This window comes from Segatella buccae ATCC 33574 (assembly GCF_000184945.1).
GTDB lineage: Bacteria > Bacteroidota > Bacteroidia > Bacteroidales > Bacteroidaceae > Prevotella > Prevotella buccae.
Genome location: NZ_GL586311.1, coordinates 877,654 through 899,413 on the forward strand (window position 1 = coordinate 877,654; position 21,760 = coordinate 899,413).

Here is a 21,760-nt window from a genome sequence, read left to right on the forward strand (position 1 = left end):
AAAACGAATGGCGGTCTTATTTCGTTGGCATCATTTCACCTCTTCGCCAAAAAGTGTGGCCGATGTGGAACCGGTGATGCGCACTTTCACAAACTCGCCTATATGGTGGTTGCCTTTGTCGATGACCACAGCCTTGTTTTGTTCGGTACGTCCCATGAGCTGTTGGCGGCTGCGCTTACTGAAATTCTCTATGAGGATGACGAACTCCTTGCCTTCATCTTTCTTGTTCTGCAAGGCACTGATTTCCGTTTGCAGTTTGATGAGCTCGTTCAGCCGGCGCACTTTCTCCTCTTCAGGCACGTTGTCGGGCAAATGCTCGGCAGCGTATGTGCCCGGCCGCTCGGAGTATTTGAACATGAAGGCGCTGTCGTAGCCCACTTCCCTCACCAATGAGAGCGTCTGTTGGTAGTCTTCTTCGCTTTCGTCGTGATAGCCCACGAAGATGTCGGTGGTGATGCCGCAGTCGGGGATGAGCCGTTTGATGGTGGCCACCTTGTCGAGATATTGCTGCCGGGTGTACTTGCGGTTCATCAGCCTAAGCACCTTGTCCGATCCGCTTTGGGCGGGAAAGTGGATATGGTTGCAGAGATTGGGCATGTCGGCCACGGCCTGCACGATGTCGTCGGTCATGTCTTCGGGGTTGGAAGTGGTGAAGCGCACACGCATTTCGGACACGGTCTCGGCCACCTTGCGCAGCAGTTGGGCAAACGAAGTGCCGTCGGCCGGCCGCTTGCCGTTGGGCAGCAGCCCGTAGGAGTTGACATTCTGCCCGAGCAGCGTCACCTCCTTGAAGCCACGGTCGCGCAGGTCGCACACCTCTTTTAATATGCTTTCCACATCGCGCGAGCGTTCCCGTCCGCGGGTGAAGGGCACGATGCAATAGTGGCAGAAGTTGTTGCAGCCTCGCATGATGCTCACGAAACCGCTCACGTGGTTGCCCCCGATGCGTTGGGGAATGACATCCCGGTAGGTCTCCGTCTTCGACAGTTCTATGTCGATGGCTTTGTTGCCCATTTCGCATTGGGCCACCATGTCGGGCAGGTTGAGGTAGGAGTCGGGCCCGCACACCAGACTGGCGTGGTGGTTGTCGATGAGATCGTCTTTCACGCGCTCGGCCATGCAGCCCAGCACGCCCAATATCAGTTCGCGACCCTTCTTCCGTTCGGCGTGTAGGGTGTCAAGCCGGTGGTATATCTTGTTCTCCGCGTTCTCCCTGACGCTGCATGTGTTGAGGAAGATGGCATCCGCCTCTTCCTCCTTTTCGCAAAGTTCGTAGCCTGCCATCTTCATCACGGAGGCCACCACTTCGCTGTCGGCCACATTCATTTGGCAGCCGTATGTCTCTATAAAAAGTTTCTTGTTCATTTTCAATCGGATTGGGGTGCAAAGTTACTAAATAAATCGTGAAGCCGCAGCCGCATTCCCTAAAAACTCCATTTGGGCGGCCCGGCAGAAGGGGAAGCGGGATTATCAGGCCATTTTTCGGGTGGAAAAGAACAGCGCGGCATAGATAACCACGGCACTTGCAAAGCCGGCCAGCGCGTCGACGAGATAGTGGGCTTGGATATACACAGTGGCCATGCAAAGGAAAAGATAGACAGGCAGAAACCCCCAGAACATCTTTCTGCTGCCCGAGTGCCACGCCAGCAACATGCAAACGGTGCTCACCCCCACATGGCTGCTTGGGAAAGCGGCCGTGGGTCGTTCGCCGGTAGCCTTGGCGTCTTCCACAAGCCGGTAGAACAGTCCGTCGGCATAGCCCGGACTGGGCAGGCAGTCGGTGTGGGTGTTGAAGTAGTCGTGCATGGCCGGAAACACGCCGCGGGCCACGCTGTCGAGCCCTACAGCCTTGTAATAGAACGTGGGGCCCACCACGGGCAGGAAGATAAACACCACGTAGTAGATGAAAAACGAGCCCAGCAGGATGAAGGCCACGCGCTTGAACTCCTTGTAGCGGAAGAGGAAATACCAGAAAGTCACCGCCCCTATCATGGGATAGTAGAGGAAATAGCCCATGTCCATGAGTTCGCCGATCACTGCCGAGGGGAAGTTGCGTGCAAAGACGAGTGCCGGCTGGAAACCGAAAAGCTGCTGTTCCCAAGTGGCAAACACGTGGTCGAGGTTAGGAAACAGGCGGTTGATCTCGTAAGTGTCCGGATACCACCATGCCAGCAACGCCATCTGCACAGCCGCGCGCAGCATCATCGTTGCCCGGCAGGGCAACAGCCGGTACACACCCCACATGGCCGCCATGATGACAGCCACGCGCAGACGGCCCACAAGCATCGACTCCGGGTTTTGGAGTTTGGTGTAGGTAAAAAGCATCACGAGCAGCGTCAGCGCCATATAGGCCAGCACCACCCATTCAAAAGCCATCAGTCCCTTCGCAGGTTTCTTCTCTATCTTGAATATCTCTGAAAATATCTTCATTCCACTCTTTGTCACGGAGAGTCCCTCTTTGGATTCTCGTTTGTCCACTGTGCTGTTCTCTTCGGGCTTACAGCCAGCCGTTCTCTCTATACCAGTCCACCGCCAGTTTCACGCCCCGGTCGAGCGGATAGTGCGGATGATAGCCCAGTTCGTCCATTGCAGGCTCTATGTCGCACCGCCAGTTGCGCTGCCGCAGTATGTTGTATTTGTCGTTGTTGAGGGCCGACATGCGCCCTGTCATCCGGCCGATGCGCCCGCCCACCGCCGTGACCACCTTCAGCATCCATATCGGAGCCTTGATGCGCACCCACCAAGGGTGGCCCAACGCTTCACGGATCAGGTTGCTGAACGTGCTGCTGCGGTACACGTGGCCGTCGGAAAGGAAATATTTGCGACCGCTCATGCCGTGGTCGAGGGCAAGAAACACGGCCTGCACCACATCGGTGACATAGACGAACGTGATGTCCTGCCGGCGGAAACCCACCGAGAAGTCGGTGTGGCTGCGGATGCTCTTGACCATCAGGAAGTAGTCTTTCTCCCGCGGGCCGTACACCCCCGTGGGGCGCAACACGATGTAGGGGAAGTCGTTGCCGATGGAGTCGAGAAACCTTTCCGCCTCCAGTTTGCTCTTGCCGTAGGCCGTGTTGGGGCGCGGCGTGTCGTGCTCGGTGATTTCCTGATAGGGCTGTTGCTCCCTGATGGCTCCGAAGACACTCAGACTGGAGAGGTAGACAAACCGTTTCAGGGGCATCTGCACCTTGAGCAGCGCGTGCACGAGGTTTTTCGTTCCCTCGGTGTTCACGCGATAGAAATCCTCTTCGTGGAGGCATTTCGTGGCTCCGGCCGCATGCACCACATAGTCGAACTGCATGCCTGCCAGCCGGCGTTCCAAGTCGGCCGGAGAGGAGAGGTCGAGTTCGATGAAATGGATGCGCCCGTCTTGCAGATATTGCCGGCTGCTCGATCGGCGCACGGCGGCCCATGTCTCCATGCCCTGCTTCAACGCTTCTTCCACGATGAAACTGCCGATGAAGCCCGAAGCACCCGTTATGAGAATCTTCATTCTTTCATTTTTTGGGGCAAAGATACGATAAAAAAACGAGAAGAGGCGAGAAAAGGGCGAAATTCGCTAAAAACAAGGGCATTAGGCCATCGTTAGGAAACATTGGTGTTTGAATCTATGTGTCGGTCACACGCGGGCAGAAACCGATGGGAACTGTCTCTGCAAACTGCCGGATGTTGGTGAATAATATGAACAAAAACACTTCTGCCAAAATTCTCCAACCAGAGCGGAACGCCGGCTTTAAACCGCCGGAAAAGCCCTCCGATTTTCTCACTCGGGCTCTCAGACCTTGTGAAAGAGCCACAGTCAGCACACGAAAAGGCCACAGTTGCACGCCAACTGTGGCCTTTTTACAAGCTCGTTTGGGCCCTTTCAGACCCGTTTTCGGACTCCACTAACTGTCAGTAAAATTCAAACTGCTGATTGTCAGCGTTTTAAAAATATCGCCAAAATCGCTTATTTACGCCGAGTGGGCTGTCGGTTGCGAATATCGCAAGCAGAGAGGCCGAAAACGAACAAATAGTTTGACAGTTATCTGTTCGGATGTCTCCCCACCAAACATTGACCGAATCACCCAAGTGGAGTGGTCAACTCCTCATCCTCATCGTCTTCCGGCTTTCTATTCCTCAATTTGTTTCTCACACCATTTTTCCAAAGCCCGCATGGGAGGGAGAAACGACCTGCCCGTATCGGTCAGGCTGTATTTGCCCCGAGTGTCGAGACCGATAATGCGGTCTTCCGCCAGAGAACGGACAGCATTTTCCATATCCTCATAGCTGACACCTTCCATCCACTTGCCAAAGTCGTGCAAGGTTGCTTCGCCGTGTGCCTCGAGCAGATGCAGCACCCAAAGCGTGTCCGGTCTGCAAATCCTTGAAAGGACATTGCGGATCGGACATTTGGAAAGGTTGGGAGCTGTTACCATGTCAGTGCATCTTCGAGTATGACGCCGTCTCCGGCAGGCGTGTCATCCTTGGCGAAGGAATCGGCCTTGTACTGGATGCAGAGCATAATCATCTCTCCGTCGCCCGTGTTCTTCAAGGCGCGCTTGCCTTCGGGAGCCACCCGGATGATGCTGCCCTCCCCGATGGGGAACACTTCGCTGTCTACCTGGTATTCGCCTTTGCCCTTGAGGATGAAGTAGAGTTCCTCGTGAGTCTTGTGGGTGTGCAGGAAACCACTGTCCTGCCCGGGCACCAGCGACTGGAAAGACAGCTCACTTCCCGTCGCGCCAAGCGCGCTGCCCACAAACACCTTGCCGGGAATGGTTATGTCAGACCCCAAATGCAACTCGTAATCCTTGATTTCACTCCATTTTCCCACTTCCACTGCGGTAAAGTTCTTGCCGCTCTTGATAGTCTTAATCTCTTTCATTGTTCTGTTATTTAATATTGTTGTTATTTCTTGTTTCCGATTGCAAAGTTATTGAGAATCAACCACTCCCACAAGTAGGCACCGAGAGGTGCGACAGTTACCCCGAGGTAACTATTATGGCGGCGAGTGGTTTTGCGGAAAAAGGATTTAGCACTGTTTAACAAAATAAATGATCAAGCACGGAATCAAATAGTTACTTTTGTGCAGTAATAACAAACTAAGGAACAAAAATGATGAATAGAACAGAAACAAGAGACCGGTTGTTTCCCGACTGTCCGATACGCAATGTGCTGTCAAGGATAGGCGACAAATGGTCGATGCTGGTACTTTTCACATTGGAGCAGCACAATCCGATGCGTTTCGGCGACTTGCGCCGCAACATTCCTGACATCTCACAGAAGATGCTCACTGCCACGTTGAAGACATTGGAGACCGACGATTTGGTTGCAAGGAAAGCTTATGCCGAGATACCGCCGCGGGTGGAATATTCGCTGACGGAGAGGGGGAAGACCCTCTTGCCGCTGATAGACAATCTGCTCGACTGGGCGGTCTCCAATATGGACGATATTGTTGCAGCCAGAATGAAATACCTGCTGAAAGATTGAATTACCATCAATGGCAGGTGTTCTGCCCATTATTTCGCCGAAACACAGATGCAATGCAAATTTATTGTAACGGATAAGGTGTTTTCTCAGATTATTTTTGTTACTTTGTCCTCATAAAAAATAAAACACATCGACTATGGGAAAAGGAAAAAAAGGAGGAAAACGGTTGAACAAGCGACAGTTGACCGAACTGTTGGAAGAGTTTTTCTCCTCTCAGCCCGGCAGGACATTCAGTTTCAAAGAGATATTCCGCACGCTCCATCTCGACACGCATCCGCTGAAGATGCTGGCCATCGACATCATGGAGGAGATGACGTGGGAGGAGTTTCTCGTGCGCGTCACCGACAGCAGCTACCGGCTCAACGACTCGGGACAAGTGCAGGAGGGGCGGTTTGTGCGCAAGCAGAACGGTAAAAACTCTTTCATACCCGACGGCAGCGACAAACCCATCTTCGTGTCGGAGCGCAACTCGATGGGTGCGCTCAGCGGCGACCGGGTGAAGGTTTCCTTTATGGCCCGCCGCAAGAATCACATCAAGGAGGCGCAGGTGATAGAGGTGCTCGACCGTGCCAAAGACACCTTTGTGGGCCGGTTGAAGGTGGACAGGGACATAGCCTATCTCGTGCCGCAGGCCGATGTGTTTGCCCACAACATCATCATTCCGCGTCGCAAGACCAAAGGGGGCAAGACCGACGATAAGGCTGTGGTGCGCATCACGCAGTGGCCTGACGGCGAGCGCAAGAACCCTGTGGGCGAGGTGGTGGACATCTTGGGCGAGAGCGGCGACAACGATGTGGAGATGAACACCATTCTGGCGCAATACGGACTGCCCTATAAATATCCGAAAGCGGTGGAGGAGGCCGCCGAGAAGATTTCCGGTGAGATCACCGAGCAGGACTATCGGGAGCGGGAAGACTTCCGCGACGTGTTCACCTGCACCATCGACCCGCGCGATGCCAAGGATTTCGACGATGCCTTGTCCATTCAGAAGCTCCCGAGCGGACTCTGGCAGGTGGGCGTTCACATTGCCGACGTGAGTCACTATGTCACCGAAGGCAGCATCATCGACAAGGAGGCTGTGAAGCGGGCCACGAGCGTCTACCTCGTTGACCGCACCATACCCATGCTCCCCGAACGCCTGTGCAACTTCATCTGCTCGCTGCGCCCCGATGAGGAGAAGCTGGCCTACAGCGTGATATTCGACATGGACGACGATGCCGTGGTCAAGGCCTACCGCATCGTGCATACCGTCATCAAGAGCGACCGCCGCTATGCCTACGAGGAGGTGCAGCAGCTGCTTGAAGACAACGGGGTGGTGGACGGCACGGGGCAGCCTGCCCCACCGGCCACGAAGAAGAATCCCTACCGCGGAGAGAATGCCGAGCGGCTCATCATGCTCGACCGGCTGGCCAAAAAACTGCGCGCGGTGCGGTTTAAGGGTGGTGCCGTGAAGTTCGACTCCGAGGAGCTTCACTTCGATGTTGACGAGCATGGCAAGCCCACGCGCTGCTACTTCAAACGTTCCAAGGATGCCAACAAACTCATCGAGGAATTCATGCTGCTGGCCAACCGCACCGTGGCCGAGAGTGTGGGCAAGGTGAAGAAGGGCAAGAAGCCCAAGGTGATGCCCTATCGGGTGCATGACAATCCCGACCCGCAGAAGCTTGAGACGCTGCGCGAGTTTGTCGTGAAGTTCGGTTACAAAATCAAGACCGAGGGCACGCGTGGGGCCATGGCCCGCAGCCTGAACAAGCTCATGGACGACTGTGAGGAGCGGCCGGAGCAGAAACTCATCCAGAGTGTGGCCCTGCGCGCCATGATGAAGGCCAAATACACGGTCCACAACATCGGCCATTTCGGTCTGGCTTTCGACTACTACACTCACTTCACGTCTCCCATCCGCCGCTATCCCGACACCATGGTCCATCGGTTGCTCACGCGCTACGCGGCCGGCGGGCGTTCGGCCAACGAGAAGCACTGTGAGGAACTGTGCGAGCACTGTTCCGACATGGAGCAGATTGCGCAGAACGCCGAGCGCGACTCTATCAAATATAAGATGGTGGAATTCATGGGCGATAAGTTGGGTGAAGAGTATGATGCCCACATCAGCGGCATCACCTCCTACGGCATCTATGCCGAGATCGACGAAAACCACTGCGAGGGCATGGTGCCCATGCGCGACCTCGGTGACGATTTCTACGACTTCGATGAGCGCAACTTCTGTCTCGTGGGCCGTCGCCGCCACAACAAATATCAGCTTGGCGACCCCATCCGCATCAAGGTGGCCCGCGCCAACCTCGAGAAGAGACAACTCGACTTCACGCTGGCCGGTGCCGGAAACTCCCAACCAACAGGCAGACAGGAGGCTCCAAGAAACGGCAAATCGCAGAAAAACAACCGGAAAAGCCGGAGAAAAAGAAATGTGTAGCCGGCTGTCTTTCTGCTCAAGCTACTCAAGCTGTGAGGGGGGGCTAAGGCGTTCTTAGTCATATTGCCGTTTGCAAACGTCTAATCCCTTTATCATCAGTAGATACCGTTGACGGGGATGCCGGGCAGATTGTCGGAGAAAGGCATTGCCACATAGGCCGCCACAAAGTCTATAAGGAAGTGTCGCTCAATCAACCGTAGGCATCCTCCCGAGGCCCTTTACTTCCCCAACGCTATTCTTAGCCCCACATTGAAGTTGAAGCCAAGGGACTTCTGGCGATAGATGGTTTCCACATCGCTGCCGTTCCTGAAGTAGTAACCCACACCCGGTTCGGCATAGAAACCAATATGGTCGGCAACCCGATATTCCACACCGAGGGCTGCATCGGCCGACAACTGCAGCTCGCGCATCTTCACACGCTCCTCGGTGAAGGTGGGCTCCTGCCCCAAGACTTTGTGCAGAGTCTTGGCTTTTCCACTCACCATTTTCTCGGCCGTGACACCGGCTGTGGCATAGACTCCCACACGACTGCCCTGCCACACCCGATAGCCCACACCGACAGGAATGCCCACAAAGTGCAACCGCTGGTGCGAGGAGTGGGTGTCGATGCCGTTGTCGCGCGTGATGTCAGACGAGTGATAACTATAAACAAGTCCCGTATGCAGGCTCCAACGGTCGTTGAGACCATAGGCCACCGTCACACCCACTTTCACCGGTTGGCGGTGGTGAGCCTCAGTGATGGGGGTGGAAGGAGCATAGTCGCGCACACTGACCATATACTCTGGGTTGTCGGTGGAGGAAGGTGTATCTTGTACGTCGAATGCCGAGAGCCTTTCGGTATTGGCGGCACCCCGATAGTCGGTCGCCATGCCCGAGTAGAAAGCGTCTATACGGGTCGCCCTCCGGCTACATTCCCGTTCCTGCCGCTGCCCCAATGCCACCGGAGAATGGTCGGATGCAGAAACGGGCCGACTATCCCGATGAGCAGGAACGGGCTGCCGGGAAGCAGATTCCGGGAGTGGTTGCTTGTCGTTATGCCTCTCGGGGTTTTGTGAGGGCGGCACTTGTGGTTGGCTGTTTTCTTCTGTTTCGGTGACAGCCTCAAAGGATGTGGCCGACAATAGGGAGGAGGCCGCAGAATGGGGAGGGCCGGAAAGACGGGCCACAAGACCGGTGGACGGGAGGGGAAGAGTAGAGACATTGCTTGAAGCCGAACCGGTGCGAATGACCGGTTGAGGGGCCGTGGTGGCGACATCACCGTCTGTGGGTAAAGAGCGACTGTCGGGCATGAGCGTCACCATGAGCAGGGACATGAGCGTCACCATGAGCAGGGTCAACCCCACGGCTGCAACGGAAGCTGCGAGAGCTGCAATGCGGGCCGGGAAGTGCTTCTGTGGCCGACTCGGGGCAGGCATGGGGCTAACGCCCCGACGTGCCATCTCCCGCTTGATGTCGTCAAGCAGACCCTCGGGTGCTTTCTTGCGGCTGTCCCCCAAGCGGTCGTGCAGCTTGCGTATCCATTGCTCCTTCATGTTTGTCCGTTCTTTCGTCTGTATTCGTTTATCATCCTTGCCAGCAAAGCCTTGGCCTTGTGGAGTTGTGAGGCGGAGGTGTCGGGCTTGATGCCCAGGCAGGCGGCTATCTCCTTGTGGCTCTTGTCCTCCATCACAAAGAGGTTGAACACTGTGCGGCAGCCCTGAGGCAACCGACCTATCATGCCCAACAGTGTCTCCTCGTTGAGCTCACCCACATCAGGTTCCTCATCGGGCAGATCGGGCAGGTTGGTGGCGAGTTTCTGTTCGTGGGCCGCCCCCTCCCTGCGTAGGGCGTTGAGAGCCTCATTGACTACAATGCGCGTGAGCCACGCCTTGAGCGAACCGGCACCGCGGTATTCAAAACTCGAAACTTTGGTGAATATCTTGATGAAACTCTCTTGCAGTACATCTTTGAGTTTGTCGTCGTCGGGAATGTAGCGATAGCACACCGCCGTGAGATAGTCGGCATAACAGGCATACAGCTCATCCATGGCCGAGGCGTCGCCCCGGCGGAAGAGTTCTATGATTTGCTGTTCTTTGTTCTGTACCTTTCTGAGCATTCCTCCGTGGCTGTTTGGCGTTAGTCAACAGACAGGTGTGCCCGTCAGGTATCCGGTTGATAAGACTATCATCTTGAGTATCTGTCTTTTAAATGTGCAAAGAAAAGAAAACTTGCCCGAAACAACAACTTTTTGGAGGACTTTCTATATTAAATAATGTAAATCGGTTTTTAGGAGTCAAAGGAGTTGGAGGGAGTCAAAGACATGGGTACCACATCTCAAATGGGTGAACACCCAATGAAAAAGCCGTTGCCTTTAATCCCCCAACGTGTATTAACTTTTATTAACCTCTTGATGAGCAAGATATGAATAAACGTCACGTTTAAAGGGCATCAATACCAAAATCAACTAACAAAACAAGAACAGAACAATGAAAAATCTTAAAATGCTTTCCATGATGTTCGGCTGTGTGGCAGCCTTGTGTGCAACTTTCTCTTCATGCACCAGCGACGACGGGCCCAAAAGTCTCACCAAGGAAGAAGTGCAGACGGCTTTCCTTGCGGTAAAGGGTACACACACGGGAAAAATCATTTATGAAGCCAAAAACAAGGACAATGTGAACGACAATGCCGATACGCTGAATATCTCGTGGGAGATTGCCACCGACAGTACGCTGGTTGTGAACAATTTTCCCATGAAGGTGATTGCCAACTACATTGCCGACACCGACCTGAAAGAGGCTGTGAGCAACATGCCCGACCAGAACTTAGAGTGCCGCATCGGTTTCTATAAAGTTTCGCCGGCCGGTTTCCTCATCAATCCGAAGACTCCTACCGCTTCGCTCACATACGGCGGAAAGATGCGCAAATATCAGTTGGCTTTCTATGTAAACAGTCCTTTCTCATTCGGAGCTATCAATTCCAAGAATCAGCTCGTCATGCAGGTTGTGGCCGCAGCCATCTATCTCGACGGCAAACAGACAAGGCACTTGAGCGATAAAAAGCCGTTTGTTTTTGTTGCAGACAAGAAGTAAGTCCTAAAGATCCTTTCCTTGTTAAACTTTCTTTCTGGGCCATTGATTATCAGAAACTTATTCTTATCTTTGTGCCCATGAGAAAGTTATTTTCCTTGTTTCTTTTCGTGTGGATGCTCGCCACGGCGAGTGTCTCTGCACAGACCAAAGGCGATATTCAGGCCAAGCGTAACGTCATCGACGGCGGCTACAATTTCTGGCTCTACACGCCCGAGGAATACGAGGAAGGCGGCCATCCGCTACCCGTCGTCATCTTCCTGCACGGGGCCAGCCTTTGCGGCAACAACCTCGAACGGGTGCGCCGCTATGGCACACTTGATGCACTGGAGAAAGGGAAGATTATCCCGGCCTACGTGGTGGCACCGCAGAATCCCGGCGGAGCATGGAACCCACGTAAATTGAACGACCTGCTGGAATGGATGAAGGCACACTATCCCGTGGACACGACACGCGTCTATGTGCTCGGTATGAGTCTCGGCGGCTACGGCACACTCGATTTCGTCGGCACCTATCCCCAAAAAGTGGCTGCGGCAATGGCTCTCTGCGGGGGAACAAGTCTCAAGGATGTGCAGCCGTTGGGCAGTGTACCGCTCTGGATTATGCATGGTATGGCCGACCGCGCTGTGAACATCAACGAGTCAAAGAAGGTGGTAAAAGGGTTGCAAGACTCCCACAACGACCGCCTGCTGCGCTTCGACTGGATTTCGGGAGGCTCCCATGCCCTGCTGGCCCGTCTTTTCTATCTGCAAAAGACCTACGACTGGCTCTTCGCCCACTCGCTGCACGACCATCCGCGCACGCTTGACACCACATTTGAAATCGACAAGACCGACATCGCTTCTACCTACAACGAATTGCGCGTGCTGCCCGAGGAATATGAGAAAGATTAGGAATCAAAGACTTTGTAACACGGAAAAGTAGTGGTGGAGGATACCCATAAACGACAATCCCATGACCATCGGGCGATGATCATGGGATTGTTCGTTAGAAAAAAAGTTCTGATATTATAGATAATGTTCTTGTGTTGGGTTATTCGGGTTTCTTACTGAGGAAGGCTGCCAGCATCCAAACAGTCTTCTCCTGAGACTTCAGATAGTCATCCATGAGGGCTGTAGTCACCTCGTCGTTGGCTTCGCCGGCAAGTTCCACCAGTTTGCGTTCCTGGCCGATGAGCAGTGCAAGCGTGTCGAGCACCTTCATCATGCCTTCGCGTCCGCATTCAGGGTCGTTGCCTTCTTCCTTCACACGAGCCACTTTCAGGTACTCACTGTAACGGCTTTCGGGTGTTCCGCCCAACTGCAAGATGCGCTCTGCCACTTCGTCTACCTTGCCGGCGACATCGTTGTAAAGCTCCTCATATTTGGCGTGGAGGGTGAAGAAGCCCTTGCCTTTCACGTTCCAGTGGAAACCACGGAGATTGGAATAGAATACCTGCAGATCGGCCAGCAACTGACTCAAACCGTTTACGACGTTGGCTACTTTCTTTTCATCCAAACCCAGATAATTCAATGTGTTCATAACTTGTTCCTTTCTATTTTTTATTGTTACACGTTTTGTTTCTTTTTCTGATGCAAAGATACTGCGAATCCGTATTTCCCACAACAGAAAAATACTATGACAGGATAGAGGGAAACTATAATCCGGGCTCAACTCCTTTATACAAAGGGTCTGATGGATGCCTTGCCATGCGTCAGATCACGCCCCTGACACGGTCGTCGAAGGCCGAGAGGGCGGCTTTGGCTCCCTCACCCATGGCGATGATGATTTGCTTGAAAGGCACGTTGGTGACATCGCCGGCCGCATAGACACCGGGAACAGAAGTGCGGCAGAAGGCATCCACCTCTATCTCCTTGCGGGCGTTGAGCGGCAAGTGGTCGCGGAACGGATCGCTGTTGGCAGCCAAACCTATCTGTACGAACACGCCGTCGACGGCTATTTCGCGCTCTTGGTCGGTGTTGCGGTCTTTCACGCGCAAGGCCGTCACGTTCTCGCCGTTGCCCAGCACACCTATTGTCTGCGACATGGTGAATACCTCCACGTTGGGCAGCGAGCCTATCTTTTCTTGCAACACGGTGTCGGCACGAAGAGCTTCGCCAAACTCCAGAAGCGTCACTTTGGAACAGATGCCGGCCAAGTCGATGGCCGCCTCCACGCCGGAGTTGCCTCCTCCCACCACGGCCACATGCCTGCCTTTATAGAAAGGCCCGTCGCAATGGGGACAGAAATGCACGCCGTGGCCGATGTACTTGGCTTCGTCGTTGACATTGAGCTTGCGCCAGTTGGCTCCCGTGGCTATGATGACGGCCGGAGAGAGAAACACCTCGCCTCCTTTCACGTGTATGCGCTTCTGCTTGCCGGCAAATTCCACGGTGTCGATCTTGCGATTGTCGAACACTTCCACGGGGTAATTGTAGAGATGCTTACGCAAATCGTCGGCCAACTGTGCCCCGGTGGTCTTGGGAACGGAGATGAGATTTTCGATGCCTACGGTGTCTTTCACCTGTCCGCCGATGCGTCCGGCGACGAGTGCCACCTTCAGTCCCTTGCGTGCCGAGTAGATGGCGGCCGACGTACCGGCAGGGCCACCGCCGAGAACGACCACATCGTATTCGCGCTCCACGGTCTCTTGACTGTCGCTCAGCTCGCTTCCGAACCGGTCTTCCAACTTCTGCAAGAGCACGCCCAAGTCGCCCCGGCCGATGTGCAGCTGCTCGCCGTTGGCATAGACCGACGGCACGGCCTGAATGTTGAGGCTGCTCACCTCCTCCTCGAAGAGTGCCCCGTCGACCATCTCGCTACTCAACCTCGGATTGATGAGGGCCATGAGGTTGAGGGCCTGCACCACATCGGGGCAGTTGGTACACGTGAGCGACACATAGGTCTGCACCCGGATGTCGCCCTTGAGTGAGCGTATGCGCCGGCAGATGGCCTCGTCGGGCAGATTCTTGCCCTTGCCATCGGCGTTGACAACGGCCATGATGAGCGAAGTAAACTCATGCCCGTTGGGGATGCCCCGGAACTTCACACCCGTTTCCTCCCCATTTTTGAGCAGCTCAAACTCCAGTTTGCCCGTCCGGCTTCCGGCGAAAGAGGCCGACAGTTGTCCGGATGCCGAACAGAAATCTTCGACAAAAGCTTTCATTTCCGCCGCATGTTCGTTAGCCTCATCGGCCACCACACGCAACTCGAAGTGGTTTTCGAGAGCACCGAAAATGCCCCTCAACTGTTCTATAATGTTTGAATCTAACACGCTGGTTCTCCTTTCTTCTCCTCTTGTCGGAGAGTGTTTATATTGTCGTTTTTGTGTCGGTAGGCAACTTTCAAGGGCCGTTGCCTGTGACCTTTTTCCCTCGCGTCCCCACAGTGGAGACAAAGACAGTCCTCCTCTGCGATAGGGGAGGACTGTCGAGGAAATTATCCTCCCCCGCTTGGGGAGGCAAACCGAAAAACCGGCCTTAGATTTTTCCTACGAGATCGATGCTCGGCTTCAGTGTCTCTGCGCCTTTCTTCCACTTGGCGGGGCACACCTCACCGTCGTGGGTAGCTACAAACTGGGCAGCCTCTACCTTGCGAACGAGCTCGTCGGCATTGCGGCCTATGCTGTTGTCCTGAATCTCTGCTATCTTGATTTTGCCTTCCGGGTCAACGAGGAAGGTGCCGCGATAGGCCAGACCTTCGTCTTCCTTGAATACACCGAAGCCTTTGGCGAGCACTGCGAGAGGGTCGGCAAGCATGGTGTACTTGATTTTCTTGATGCTGTCGGAAGCGTCGTGCCAAGCCTTGTGTACAAAGTGGGTGTCGCAGCTCACCGAGAACACCTCCACTCCGTCGGCCTTCAGCTGGTCGTACTTCTCTGCGAGGTCTACCAATTCCGTGGGACACACGAATGTGAAGTCGGCAGGATAGAAGAAGAACAAGGTCCACTTGCCTTTGATGTCTTCGTTGGAAACGGTCTTGAACTCTCCGTTCTGGAAAGCGTTTACTTTAAACTCGGGTACTTGTGCGTTGATGATTGATTCCATAATTCTTGAGAATTAAAGCCTCCCTCCGTTCTCCTCCGACAAGGAAGAGATGCCTTTCAGCTGTGGGGAAAGCATGGTTGTTATTTTTGTTTTGATGATTATCTGAAAAACGCTCTCCTTTCCTGACAGGGCGAGAGCGTCTCCCTCATGCTGGATTCAAGTGACTGTCGTTTTATCTTTAATATTCTCTCTCGATACACGTCTTGGGCTTCCTCCGGCATGGCAGGTCCTCTGCGCCTTGCAGGGCAGAGGGCGAAAGGTCTTTACTTCAGTCTGCCCTCGACTACTTCCCAGTTGATGATTTCCCACACAGCGGAGATATGGTCGGCCCGGCGATTCTGGTAGTCCAGATAGTAGGCATGTTCCCACACGTCGATACCCATGAGCGGATTGAGTCCGCTGCGCAGCGGGTTGCCGCCGTTGGCCTCCTTGGTGATGACGAGTTTGCCGTCTTTGTCCTGCGACAGCCACGCCCATCCCGAACCGAAAAGCGATGTGGCAGCCTGTCCAAACTGTTTCTTAAACTCCTCAAACGACCCGAAGGCGGCATTGATGGCCTCGGCTATCTTGCCTTTGGGGGCGTTGTCTTTCACTGGAGCCATGAACTGCAAGAAATAGAGCGTGTGGTTGAGGCTCTGTCCGGCGTTGTTGTACATCGGTCCTTCGGGCACAGTCTTCACCAGTTCCTCAAGATTCTTGCCTTCAAACTCGGTGCCCTCAACAAGGCCGTTGATGGTGTTCACGTAGTTTTGCAGATGCTTTCCGTAGTGGAAATTGATGGTCTGCTCACTGATAACGGGCTCCAAAGCATTGGCTGCGTATGGGAGTACGGGCATTTGTATTTTCATTTTCTTATTGTTTTTATTGTTAATAACCTGATTTCTTTCGCTTTTCACCAACCTGAAACTCACTTCCGGTTCGAGAGCCTGTTCCACGTATGGCATCGGGGGCATTTCCATTGCTATCATTGCTTCTTTGTTTTATGAATTGATGAATAGTCTTTTGTCTTATTTCCGGTGCAAAGTTACAAATGCCCTCCATTGCCTCAAACAGATATTATCTATCTCCACATTGAAGAAATCTATCAGCGCCGCGTAATCCCTCTGTTTATCGCACTTCACCATTTATAATGATTTGTGGCCGGAAAGGAAAAAAATATAGTCTTCATAGGATGTCGTATGTGAGAAAAAAGCTATCTTTGCATATCATCATGACCAAGCGGGCAATCTGTCAACTGCCCCATCAACGCTAAATCAACCGATTATGACACTCCAACAGATAGAATATGTGATGGCCGTCTACCGGCACAAACATTTTGCCAAGGCGGCAGAGGCGTGCAATGTGACGCAACCCACACTGAGTTCGATGATTCAGAAACTGGAAGACGAACTGGGCGTGAAGCTCTTCGACCGCAAGCGGCAGCCCATCGTGCCCACGCCCATCGGCCGGCAGGTGATAGAGCAGGGATGGAAGGTGCTGGTGCGGGCACGCAAACTGAAAGAGACCGTGGAGGAGGAGAAACACTCGCTGCTTGGCACATTCCACATAGGCATCTTGCCCACTATAGCCCCCTACTTGATACCCCGGTTTTTCCCCCAGCTGATGAAGAAATATCCGGAAATGGACATCCGCATCATGGAGATGAAGACCGAGGACATCAAACGGGCCCTGCGCCACAGCGACATCGATGTGGGCATCGTGGCCCTGCTCGACGAGATGGAAGATTTCGAGAATGTACACTTGTTCTACGAGCAGTTCTTCGGCTACGTGTCGGAGGGTGACAACCTGTATCAAAATAAGGTGATCAAGACGACCGACCTGAAAGGTGAATATCTGTGGATGCTCGACGAGGGCCACTGTTTCAGAGACCAGCTCGTGAAGTTCTGCCACCTCAAAGGGGCCAGCCAGAGCCAACGGGCCTACTCGCTGGGCAGCATCGAGACCTTCATGCGCATGGTGGAGAGCGGCAAGGGCATGACTTTCATCCCCGAGTTGGCGATACTGCAACTCACGGAGAAACAGAAAAGTCTTGTGCGCCCGTTTGCCATCCCCATCCCGACGCGTGACATCGTGATGCTGACCAACAGAAACTTCATACGCACCACCCTGCGCCAAATGCTGGTGGAGGAGATACAGAGTGCCGTACCCGAAGATATGCTGACACTGAAACAGATGCAGCAGAGGGTGTAGGGATAAAAAAGAAGGTCTCACCTCCGGCCTCTCTCCGAGGGGAGAAGAGGGAGTGATACACTTGGCTTCTTGAGTGGTCTGCTCTTAGGCAAGGGGACGACTGTACCGGAGAATCCGGGCCTCATATAGTTTGACTTGTGAACAAGAGGACAATGTTCTATATAGCATGAAACTTACAAAGATTGAGAAAAAGCCTTACACACAATTTTTCCACACTCATCTTTCTGTCTTATCTCATTCGTCCCATTCGTCTCATCAGGCCTATCAATTTCCCCACTTGGCCCAAACGACATTGCAAAACGGCCACACTTGGAAGCTCATCCGGGCCGAGTCAGAAGCTCATCCGGGCCGGATGACACCCCACTTCAAGGTGGAAACGTATCTTTTTAAGGAGTTGACGGACTGGTGAAGGGCCGGGAACTAAAAAAAGGAAGCACGCGTGTGCTCCCTTTGCCGTTGCAAAGATACAACAGAAAGTCCCGAATTGCAAATCGATGGTGAAAAAACACGACAGTCATAGAGCCGGACCATGTTTGATTGCTGGCGAATTGGTCGAATGGAATGAATAAGGTTGTGGGAAGAAAATTTCATGTTCGTTCGATTCTCCGTCAGATATTGTCTTGGTCGGAAAATGATGCTAATTGAGCGAATGAGATGTATGCAGGAGTCATAGGAAGAATGGCAGAGTAGCCCAAACGCAGAAAGACACATGTCGAAGGTTTGCCAATGAAAAGTGTTAAAACCTGACTAATTAAAAGCAATGGTATTGGTAGTATCAAAAAGAATACCTACTTTTATGCGGAAAAAGACCATATAAGGCTCTAATGGGATGTCTAAAATATTCGGATTATGGCACCGAACCGTGAAAAACGGGCTGTTTCGGTATCTTATCGTTGTATTTGAATCCCGGAAATTGGCCGAACCAATGTTTCACTTAAAATAAAAGTTACAGCTTATGAGACTATTTACATTTTTATGGGCGTTGCTCCTGTTGCCTGCAATAGGAATGGCGCAGAGTGGCAATGAAGGTTTTGTTGAGCCGCCCGCAGGGGAGCCGACGGATTATTATTATCTGAGTGACGAACTCCGGCTTCACGACTTTGGGTTTATGGCACGCAACGTGCGTGAGATACAGTTCTATTTCACAGACGGCAACGATGTGTATATGCGCGACCTGATCGACTATGGAGGCTACTTGAAGGGCACCTTCGACAAGATTTCGGGCAAACTCTCATTCCCCAACGGGCAGGCTGTGGAGCAAGTGCAGTTTGGTGTCGGTAGCAAGATGCAGACTATCTTTTTTGCCGAACTCGACCCTGTGACAAACACGCCTATGGCGGGCAACATGACCCTGCAAGTCAAGGAGCAAGGCGGACGGAAGGTCATTTCGGCCACTCCCGGCATGAAATACGCCCTCTACTATGTCAAGGACGGGAAGAATATCCTTTACAAACAGGCCCGGAATCCGTCATTTGTCGAAAAGAGTGTCTTTGACTCTTTCTCGGGAAGCGCACGTTACACCTACACTGACAATCTCTATGGTTCGGGTAATGCCGACCGGAGCATTACCTGCACAGCCGTTGACCGCACCATTTTCCTGAAAGGGCTGGAAGAATCGTTTGGCGATGCATGGGCCCATGCGACCGTCATCGACGACAATGGCGGGAGAGCACTCTTTATCCCCACAAACCAATACCTCGGCAACTACAGTGCCGTGGAAGACTTTGTGCTTGTCTCCGGGGCGGCAACGAGCGACCATAGCATGAACACGGAGGGCTACACGGGGCTCAAACTACCGATGGCTTTCGATGCCGGAAGCAAGACCTATAAATGTGTGGCCGACAAAAAGGACTTCTTCGGAGCGGCCGATGTACATGCCAATGGCAAGAGGGAGTGGGCCACCATCTATGAAAATGTCGTCATCTATCTGCCGGAGAACATTGTCGGCACAGCCACGGGAGTGAAGAGGGTCAATGCTTCTGCCGGAACCAAAGCGGCGGACAATCTCTATTACGACCTGCAAGGCAGGGCTACGACGGCTCCGGTGAGGGGTGTGTATATCCACGGAGGAAAGAAAGTCGTGGTGAAATAGCGATAAGCTCATACGTGATCGTGGGCATCCTTCCACTTTCCCACCTCCTCTGGCCTGTAGAGACTGCACCCGGGAAAGTGGGAGTTTTCACCACTTCGGAATCCAAATAACAGCTTGTAAAAAGCCCCGAAAGTTTCATGACTAACTTTCGGGGCTTTGCATTTTTAGGGTTATCGTTTCTTATTGTGCAGAAGGGTCTGCCGTCTTTCAGTCGAGGATGAGGCCGCCGTTGGGCTGGATGACCACCTGTGCTTCACCGTTTTTGCCCACTTTCAGCCGGCCTTTCATGCTCGGGAGAAACTTCTCGCCCTTCTTCTTGGGCAGGTCGGTGTAGTGGTTGACGGTCTGTCCGGCAAACATCGGCAGCCGGAGCGTCAGTTTCAGAGGTTTGTCGGTGGCGTTGAGGCCTGCCACATACCAGCGGTCGCCACTCCTTCTGGCCAACACGACATAGCGGGTGGGATAACCGTCGATGAACTTCACATCGTCCCAGCTCTTGGGGAGCTGCTTCAGCCAGTCGAGTTCCCATTGCGGCACATCCTGCAGGTTGTTGGGATAGAGTGCCACGCAGTTGACACTGATTTGGTTGGTGATGCCCGTAGCCATCTCAAACACATCGCCCGTGTGGCGCTGATGGCGGCTCTTGTTGTCAGGGCTGAGATATTTGTTCATGATGATTCCGCCCCAGTCGAAACTTCCCACGGCATTTCTGGAGTAAGGGTGCATGGTCATCTCAAAAGCCTCTTTCTTGGCATGATAGTCCGTGAAAAACACATTCTCCGAGGCCAGTGCCGCTTCGCTGCCCACGTAGTTGGGATATAGCCGCTCCCAGCCGCGGGGCAGGGTGGCTCCGTGGAAGATGACTTGCAGCCCGTAGTCGTTGGCATCGCTCAGGATGTCTTCGTAGAGTTGCATCGTCTGTTGCTTGTCGCCCCCGAAGAAGTCTACCTTGATGCCCGTCACGCCGATGCGCTGCATCCAGGCCATCTCCCGCTTGCGGGCTATGGCATTGTTCATGATTTGCCGCGGCGTTTGCGGGGCATCGTTTTCAAATCCGTTGGAGTTGTACCAAAGCATCAGCCGCACTCCTTTACTCTGGGCATACCGGCTCAGTTCCTCCATCCGCTCGCGGCCTATCTGCTTGTCCCACAAGCCGTCTACCAGCACACTCTCATAGCCCATTGCGGCCGCAAGGTCTATCATCTTCACCTGGTCATCGTAGTTGGTCGAGTTGTCCTGCCATATCAGCCAGCTCCATGTGTACCGCCCGGGTTGGTAGTCTTGCGACGGCTCGTAGAGAGGTTCTGTCACGTCGAAAGGAATCGTGGTCTCCACGATGGGAGCCGGCGAAGGCCCCACGGTGATGGTGCGCCAAGGCGTTGTGCCCGGCAGGGCGATGCCCGCCAGTTCGCTTCCAAGTCCGTTGTTCTCTCCCTTTTGCGGAAAGGCGATGGTGTAGCCCTTGCCTTCCTCATAGTCACTGAGGCGACAACCGGGATAGGCACTTGCCGCCCCGGCTTCGCTCACCAGCACCCAACCGTGTTGTCCCACCTTGAAAAGGCAGGGAAACGTGTAGCCCATGCCATATTGCGACTTCACGTTCATGGGCGCATCAGGGGTGTATTCTTCCTCGTAAGACGGTTTCGTGCGTTCCCATCCCGTCATGGGCGTTATCTGCGGACAGAGGAAAGTGGTCGTCTGTGCGGGGAAGTTGAAGCAGCTCACCTCTCGTTGTATCACCACCGCTTTGGGATTGTCGGCTTTCGGCCGAAGCAACTCATAGCGGTAGGCCAAGTCGTTGTTTGAAATGTGCAGGTGGAGCGTCATGGAATCGCGCTTGCCGTTGGCGAACCCCACAGTGGCTTCGGTCACCTCATGGTCCACCGCCGACCGCTTCGTGCGTGTCATCCGGTAGGTCAGACGCTTCGGCCCCTCTGTCTTCAGAGTGCCCATGGCCAGTCCCTGTGAGAAGTCGCTATAGTCGGCCACCAGTCCCAATGCCGAGCGCACGAGCATTGGCTTTCCGTCGTAATCTACCGTGTAAAACGCTTTCCCCTCTTCACATCCGATGTTGACCACCAGTCTGCCGTCGGGCGATTTCACCGTGTGATTCTCTGCATTTGCATAAACTGCGCCCAGCAGCAGGAGGCATCCTAACATTGTTTTTCTCATTCTTAGTTGTTGATTTATAGAGTTGTTGGTAATCTGGAGGTTTTAAGAAATGTTTGATGTTATGTATATGGAGGGTATAGAATACTATTAGATGATGCTATAACCCTTTTATGCTTTTTATGATCGTAAAAAGCATAAGATAAGCGATCTTCATCGCATTGAAACAAAGGTACAAATATTTTTTAGGATTCGATAAACTTTTAAAAAAAAATCTTGTAAGTAGGGATGCTTTTAGTTGTAAAGAAAGGATGACCACCGGTTATTTCCGGCAGTCATCCTTCCAAAAAGAAAACTTATATTTCATCGGGTATCAAAC

At 53.4% G+C, this 21,760-nt stretch carries 18 protein-coding genes; 6 read left to right on the forward strand and 12 right to left on the reverse strand.

Translation table 11 applies throughout. The features are described from left to right. Window positions 1–30: 30 nt before the first annotated feature. From miaB to HMPREF6485_RS03275, 5 genes are all read right to left on the reverse strand, one after another. Window positions 31–1,365: a tRNA (N6-isopentenyl adenosine(37)-C2)-methylthiotransferase MiaB gene (miaB, locus tag HMPREF6485_RS03255; RefSeq protein WP_004344649.1), complete on the reverse strand. Its 1,335-nt coding sequence runs from the start codon at window positions 1,363–1,365 to the stop codon at window positions 31–33. A gap of 105 nt (window positions 1,366–1,470) precedes the next feature. Beyond that, complete coding sequence (locus HMPREF6485_RS03260; RefSeq protein WP_004344651.1) at window positions 1,471–2,430, reverse strand: phosphatase PAP2 family protein; 960 nt, start codon at window positions 2,428–2,430, stop codon at window positions 1,471–1,473. A gap of 67 nt (window positions 2,431–2,497) precedes the next feature. After that, window positions 2,498–3,493: an NAD-dependent epimerase/dehydratase family protein gene (locus HMPREF6485_RS03265; RefSeq protein WP_004344653.1), complete on the reverse strand. Its 996-nt coding sequence runs from the start codon at window positions 3,491–3,493 to the stop codon at window positions 2,498–2,500. Window positions 3,494–4,112: 619 nt separating this feature from the next. Beyond that, window positions 4,113–4,418 carry a winged helix-turn-helix transcriptional regulator gene (locus tag HMPREF6485_RS03270; protein ID WP_004344655.1) on the reverse strand — a complete coding sequence of 102 codons (306 nt, stop codon included), beginning with the start codon at window positions 4,416–4,418 and terminating at the stop codon, window positions 4,113–4,115. Beyond that, window positions 4,412–4,867: a cupin domain-containing protein gene (locus HMPREF6485_RS03275; protein ID WP_004344656.1), complete on the reverse strand. Its 456-nt coding sequence runs from the start codon at window positions 4,865–4,867 to the stop codon at window positions 4,412–4,414. The genes HMPREF6485_RS03270 and HMPREF6485_RS03275 overlap by 7 nt, the downstream gene beginning before the upstream one ends. Window positions 4,868–5,100: 233 nt before the next feature. Here HMPREF6485_RS03275 and HMPREF6485_RS03280 point away from each other — a divergent pair, with 233 nt between their 5' ends. Then, window positions 5,101–5,472 (forward strand): winged helix-turn-helix transcriptional regulator, encoded by a 372-nt coding sequence (locus tag HMPREF6485_RS03280; RefSeq protein ID WP_036927264.1) that lies wholly within the window; start codon window positions 5,101–5,103, stop codon window positions 5,470–5,472. A 136-nt stretch (window positions 5,473–5,608) separates the two neighbouring features. Then, window positions 5,609–7,900, forward strand: a complete 2,292-nt coding sequence (gene rnr / locus HMPREF6485_RS03285) for a ribonuclease R (RefSeq protein WP_004344660.1) — start codon at window positions 5,609–5,611, stop codon at window positions 7,898–7,900. Window positions 7,901–8,118: 218 nt separating this feature from the next. On the opposite strand, the gene HMPREF6485_RS03290 is transcribed toward rnr, so the two are convergent. Together HMPREF6485_RS03290 and HMPREF6485_RS03295 are read right to left on the reverse strand one after the other, a co-directional pair. Then, window positions 8,119–9,432, reverse strand: coding sequence for a porin family protein (locus HMPREF6485_RS03290; RefSeq protein ID WP_004344663.1), 1,314 nt, complete (start codon window positions 9,430–9,432; stop codon window positions 8,119–8,121). Then, the gene (locus HMPREF6485_RS03295; protein ID WP_004344666.1) at window positions 9,429–9,995 is read right to left on the reverse strand and encodes an RNA polymerase sigma factor; all 567 of its coding nucleotides are present in this window, start codon (window positions 9,993–9,995) and stop codon (window positions 9,429–9,431) included. The genes HMPREF6485_RS03290 and HMPREF6485_RS03295 overlap by 4 nt, the downstream gene beginning before the upstream one ends. Window positions 9,996–10,365: 370 nt before the next feature. On the opposite strand from HMPREF6485_RS03295, the gene HMPREF6485_RS03300 reads away from it, so the two are divergent. Further along, window positions 10,366–10,968: a DUF4840 domain-containing protein gene (locus HMPREF6485_RS03300; RefSeq protein WP_004341987.1), complete on the forward strand. Its 603-nt coding sequence runs from the start codon at window positions 10,366–10,368 to the stop codon at window positions 10,966–10,968. 77 nt (window positions 10,969–11,045) lie between these two features. Beyond that, window positions 11,046–11,858, forward strand: a complete 813-nt coding sequence (locus tag HMPREF6485_RS03305; RefSeq protein WP_004344669.1) for a carboxylesterase family protein — start codon at window positions 11,046–11,048, stop codon at window positions 11,856–11,858. Window positions 11,859–11,997: 139 nt separating this feature from the next. Here the strand turns inward: HMPREF6485_RS03305 and HMPREF6485_RS03310 are convergent, their stop codons facing one another. The 4 genes from HMPREF6485_RS03310 to HMPREF6485_RS03325 form a co-directional block, all read right to left on the reverse strand. Continuing rightward, window positions 11,998–12,486 carry a Dps family protein gene (locus tag HMPREF6485_RS03310; RefSeq protein WP_004341985.1) on the reverse strand — a complete coding sequence of 163 codons (489 nt, stop codon included), beginning with the start codon at window positions 12,484–12,486 and terminating at the stop codon, window positions 11,998–12,000. A 172-nt stretch (window positions 12,487–12,658) separates the two neighbouring features. After that, window positions 12,659–14,218, reverse strand: a complete 1,560-nt coding sequence (gene ahpF, locus HMPREF6485_RS03315) for an alkyl hydroperoxide reductase subunit F (RefSeq protein ID WP_004344672.1) — start codon at window positions 14,216–14,218, stop codon at window positions 12,659–12,661. Between the two features lie 205 nt (window positions 14,219–14,423). Next, on the reverse strand, window positions 14,424–14,990 hold the full coding sequence (ahpC, locus tag HMPREF6485_RS03320) for an alkyl hydroperoxide reductase subunit C (protein ID WP_004344673.1): 567 nt from the start codon (window positions 14,988–14,990) through the stop codon (window positions 14,424–14,426). A gap of 263 nt (window positions 14,991–15,253) precedes the next feature. Then, window positions 15,254–15,958 carry a superoxide dismutase gene (locus tag HMPREF6485_RS03325; protein ID WP_004344674.1) on the reverse strand — a complete coding sequence of 235 codons (705 nt, stop codon included), beginning with the start codon at window positions 15,956–15,958 and terminating at the stop codon, window positions 15,254–15,256. A 295-nt stretch (window positions 15,959–16,253) separates the two neighbouring features. On the opposite strand from HMPREF6485_RS03325, the gene HMPREF6485_RS03330 reads away from it, so the two are divergent. Together HMPREF6485_RS03330 and HMPREF6485_RS03335 are read left to right on the forward strand one after the other, a co-directional pair. Then, a complete protein-coding gene (locus HMPREF6485_RS03330; RefSeq protein ID WP_004341980.1) occupies window positions 16,254–17,180 on the forward strand; it encodes a hydrogen peroxide-inducible genes activator in 927 nt (308 codons plus the stop codon). 955 nt (window positions 17,181–18,135) lie between these two features. Further along, window positions 18,136–19,272 (forward strand): hypothetical protein, encoded by a 1,137-nt coding sequence (locus tag HMPREF6485_RS03335; protein ID WP_004344676.1) that lies wholly within the window; start codon window positions 18,136–18,138, stop codon window positions 19,270–19,272. A 207-nt stretch (window positions 19,273–19,479) separates the two neighbouring features. Here HMPREF6485_RS03335 and HMPREF6485_RS03340 read toward each other — a convergent pair whose 3' ends face one another. After that, window positions 19,480–21,444: a glycoside hydrolase family 97 protein gene (locus tag HMPREF6485_RS03340; protein ID WP_004344677.1), complete on the reverse strand. Its 1,965-nt coding sequence runs from the start codon at window positions 21,442–21,444 to the stop codon at window positions 19,480–19,482. Window positions 21,445–21,760: the final 316 nt, after the last annotated feature.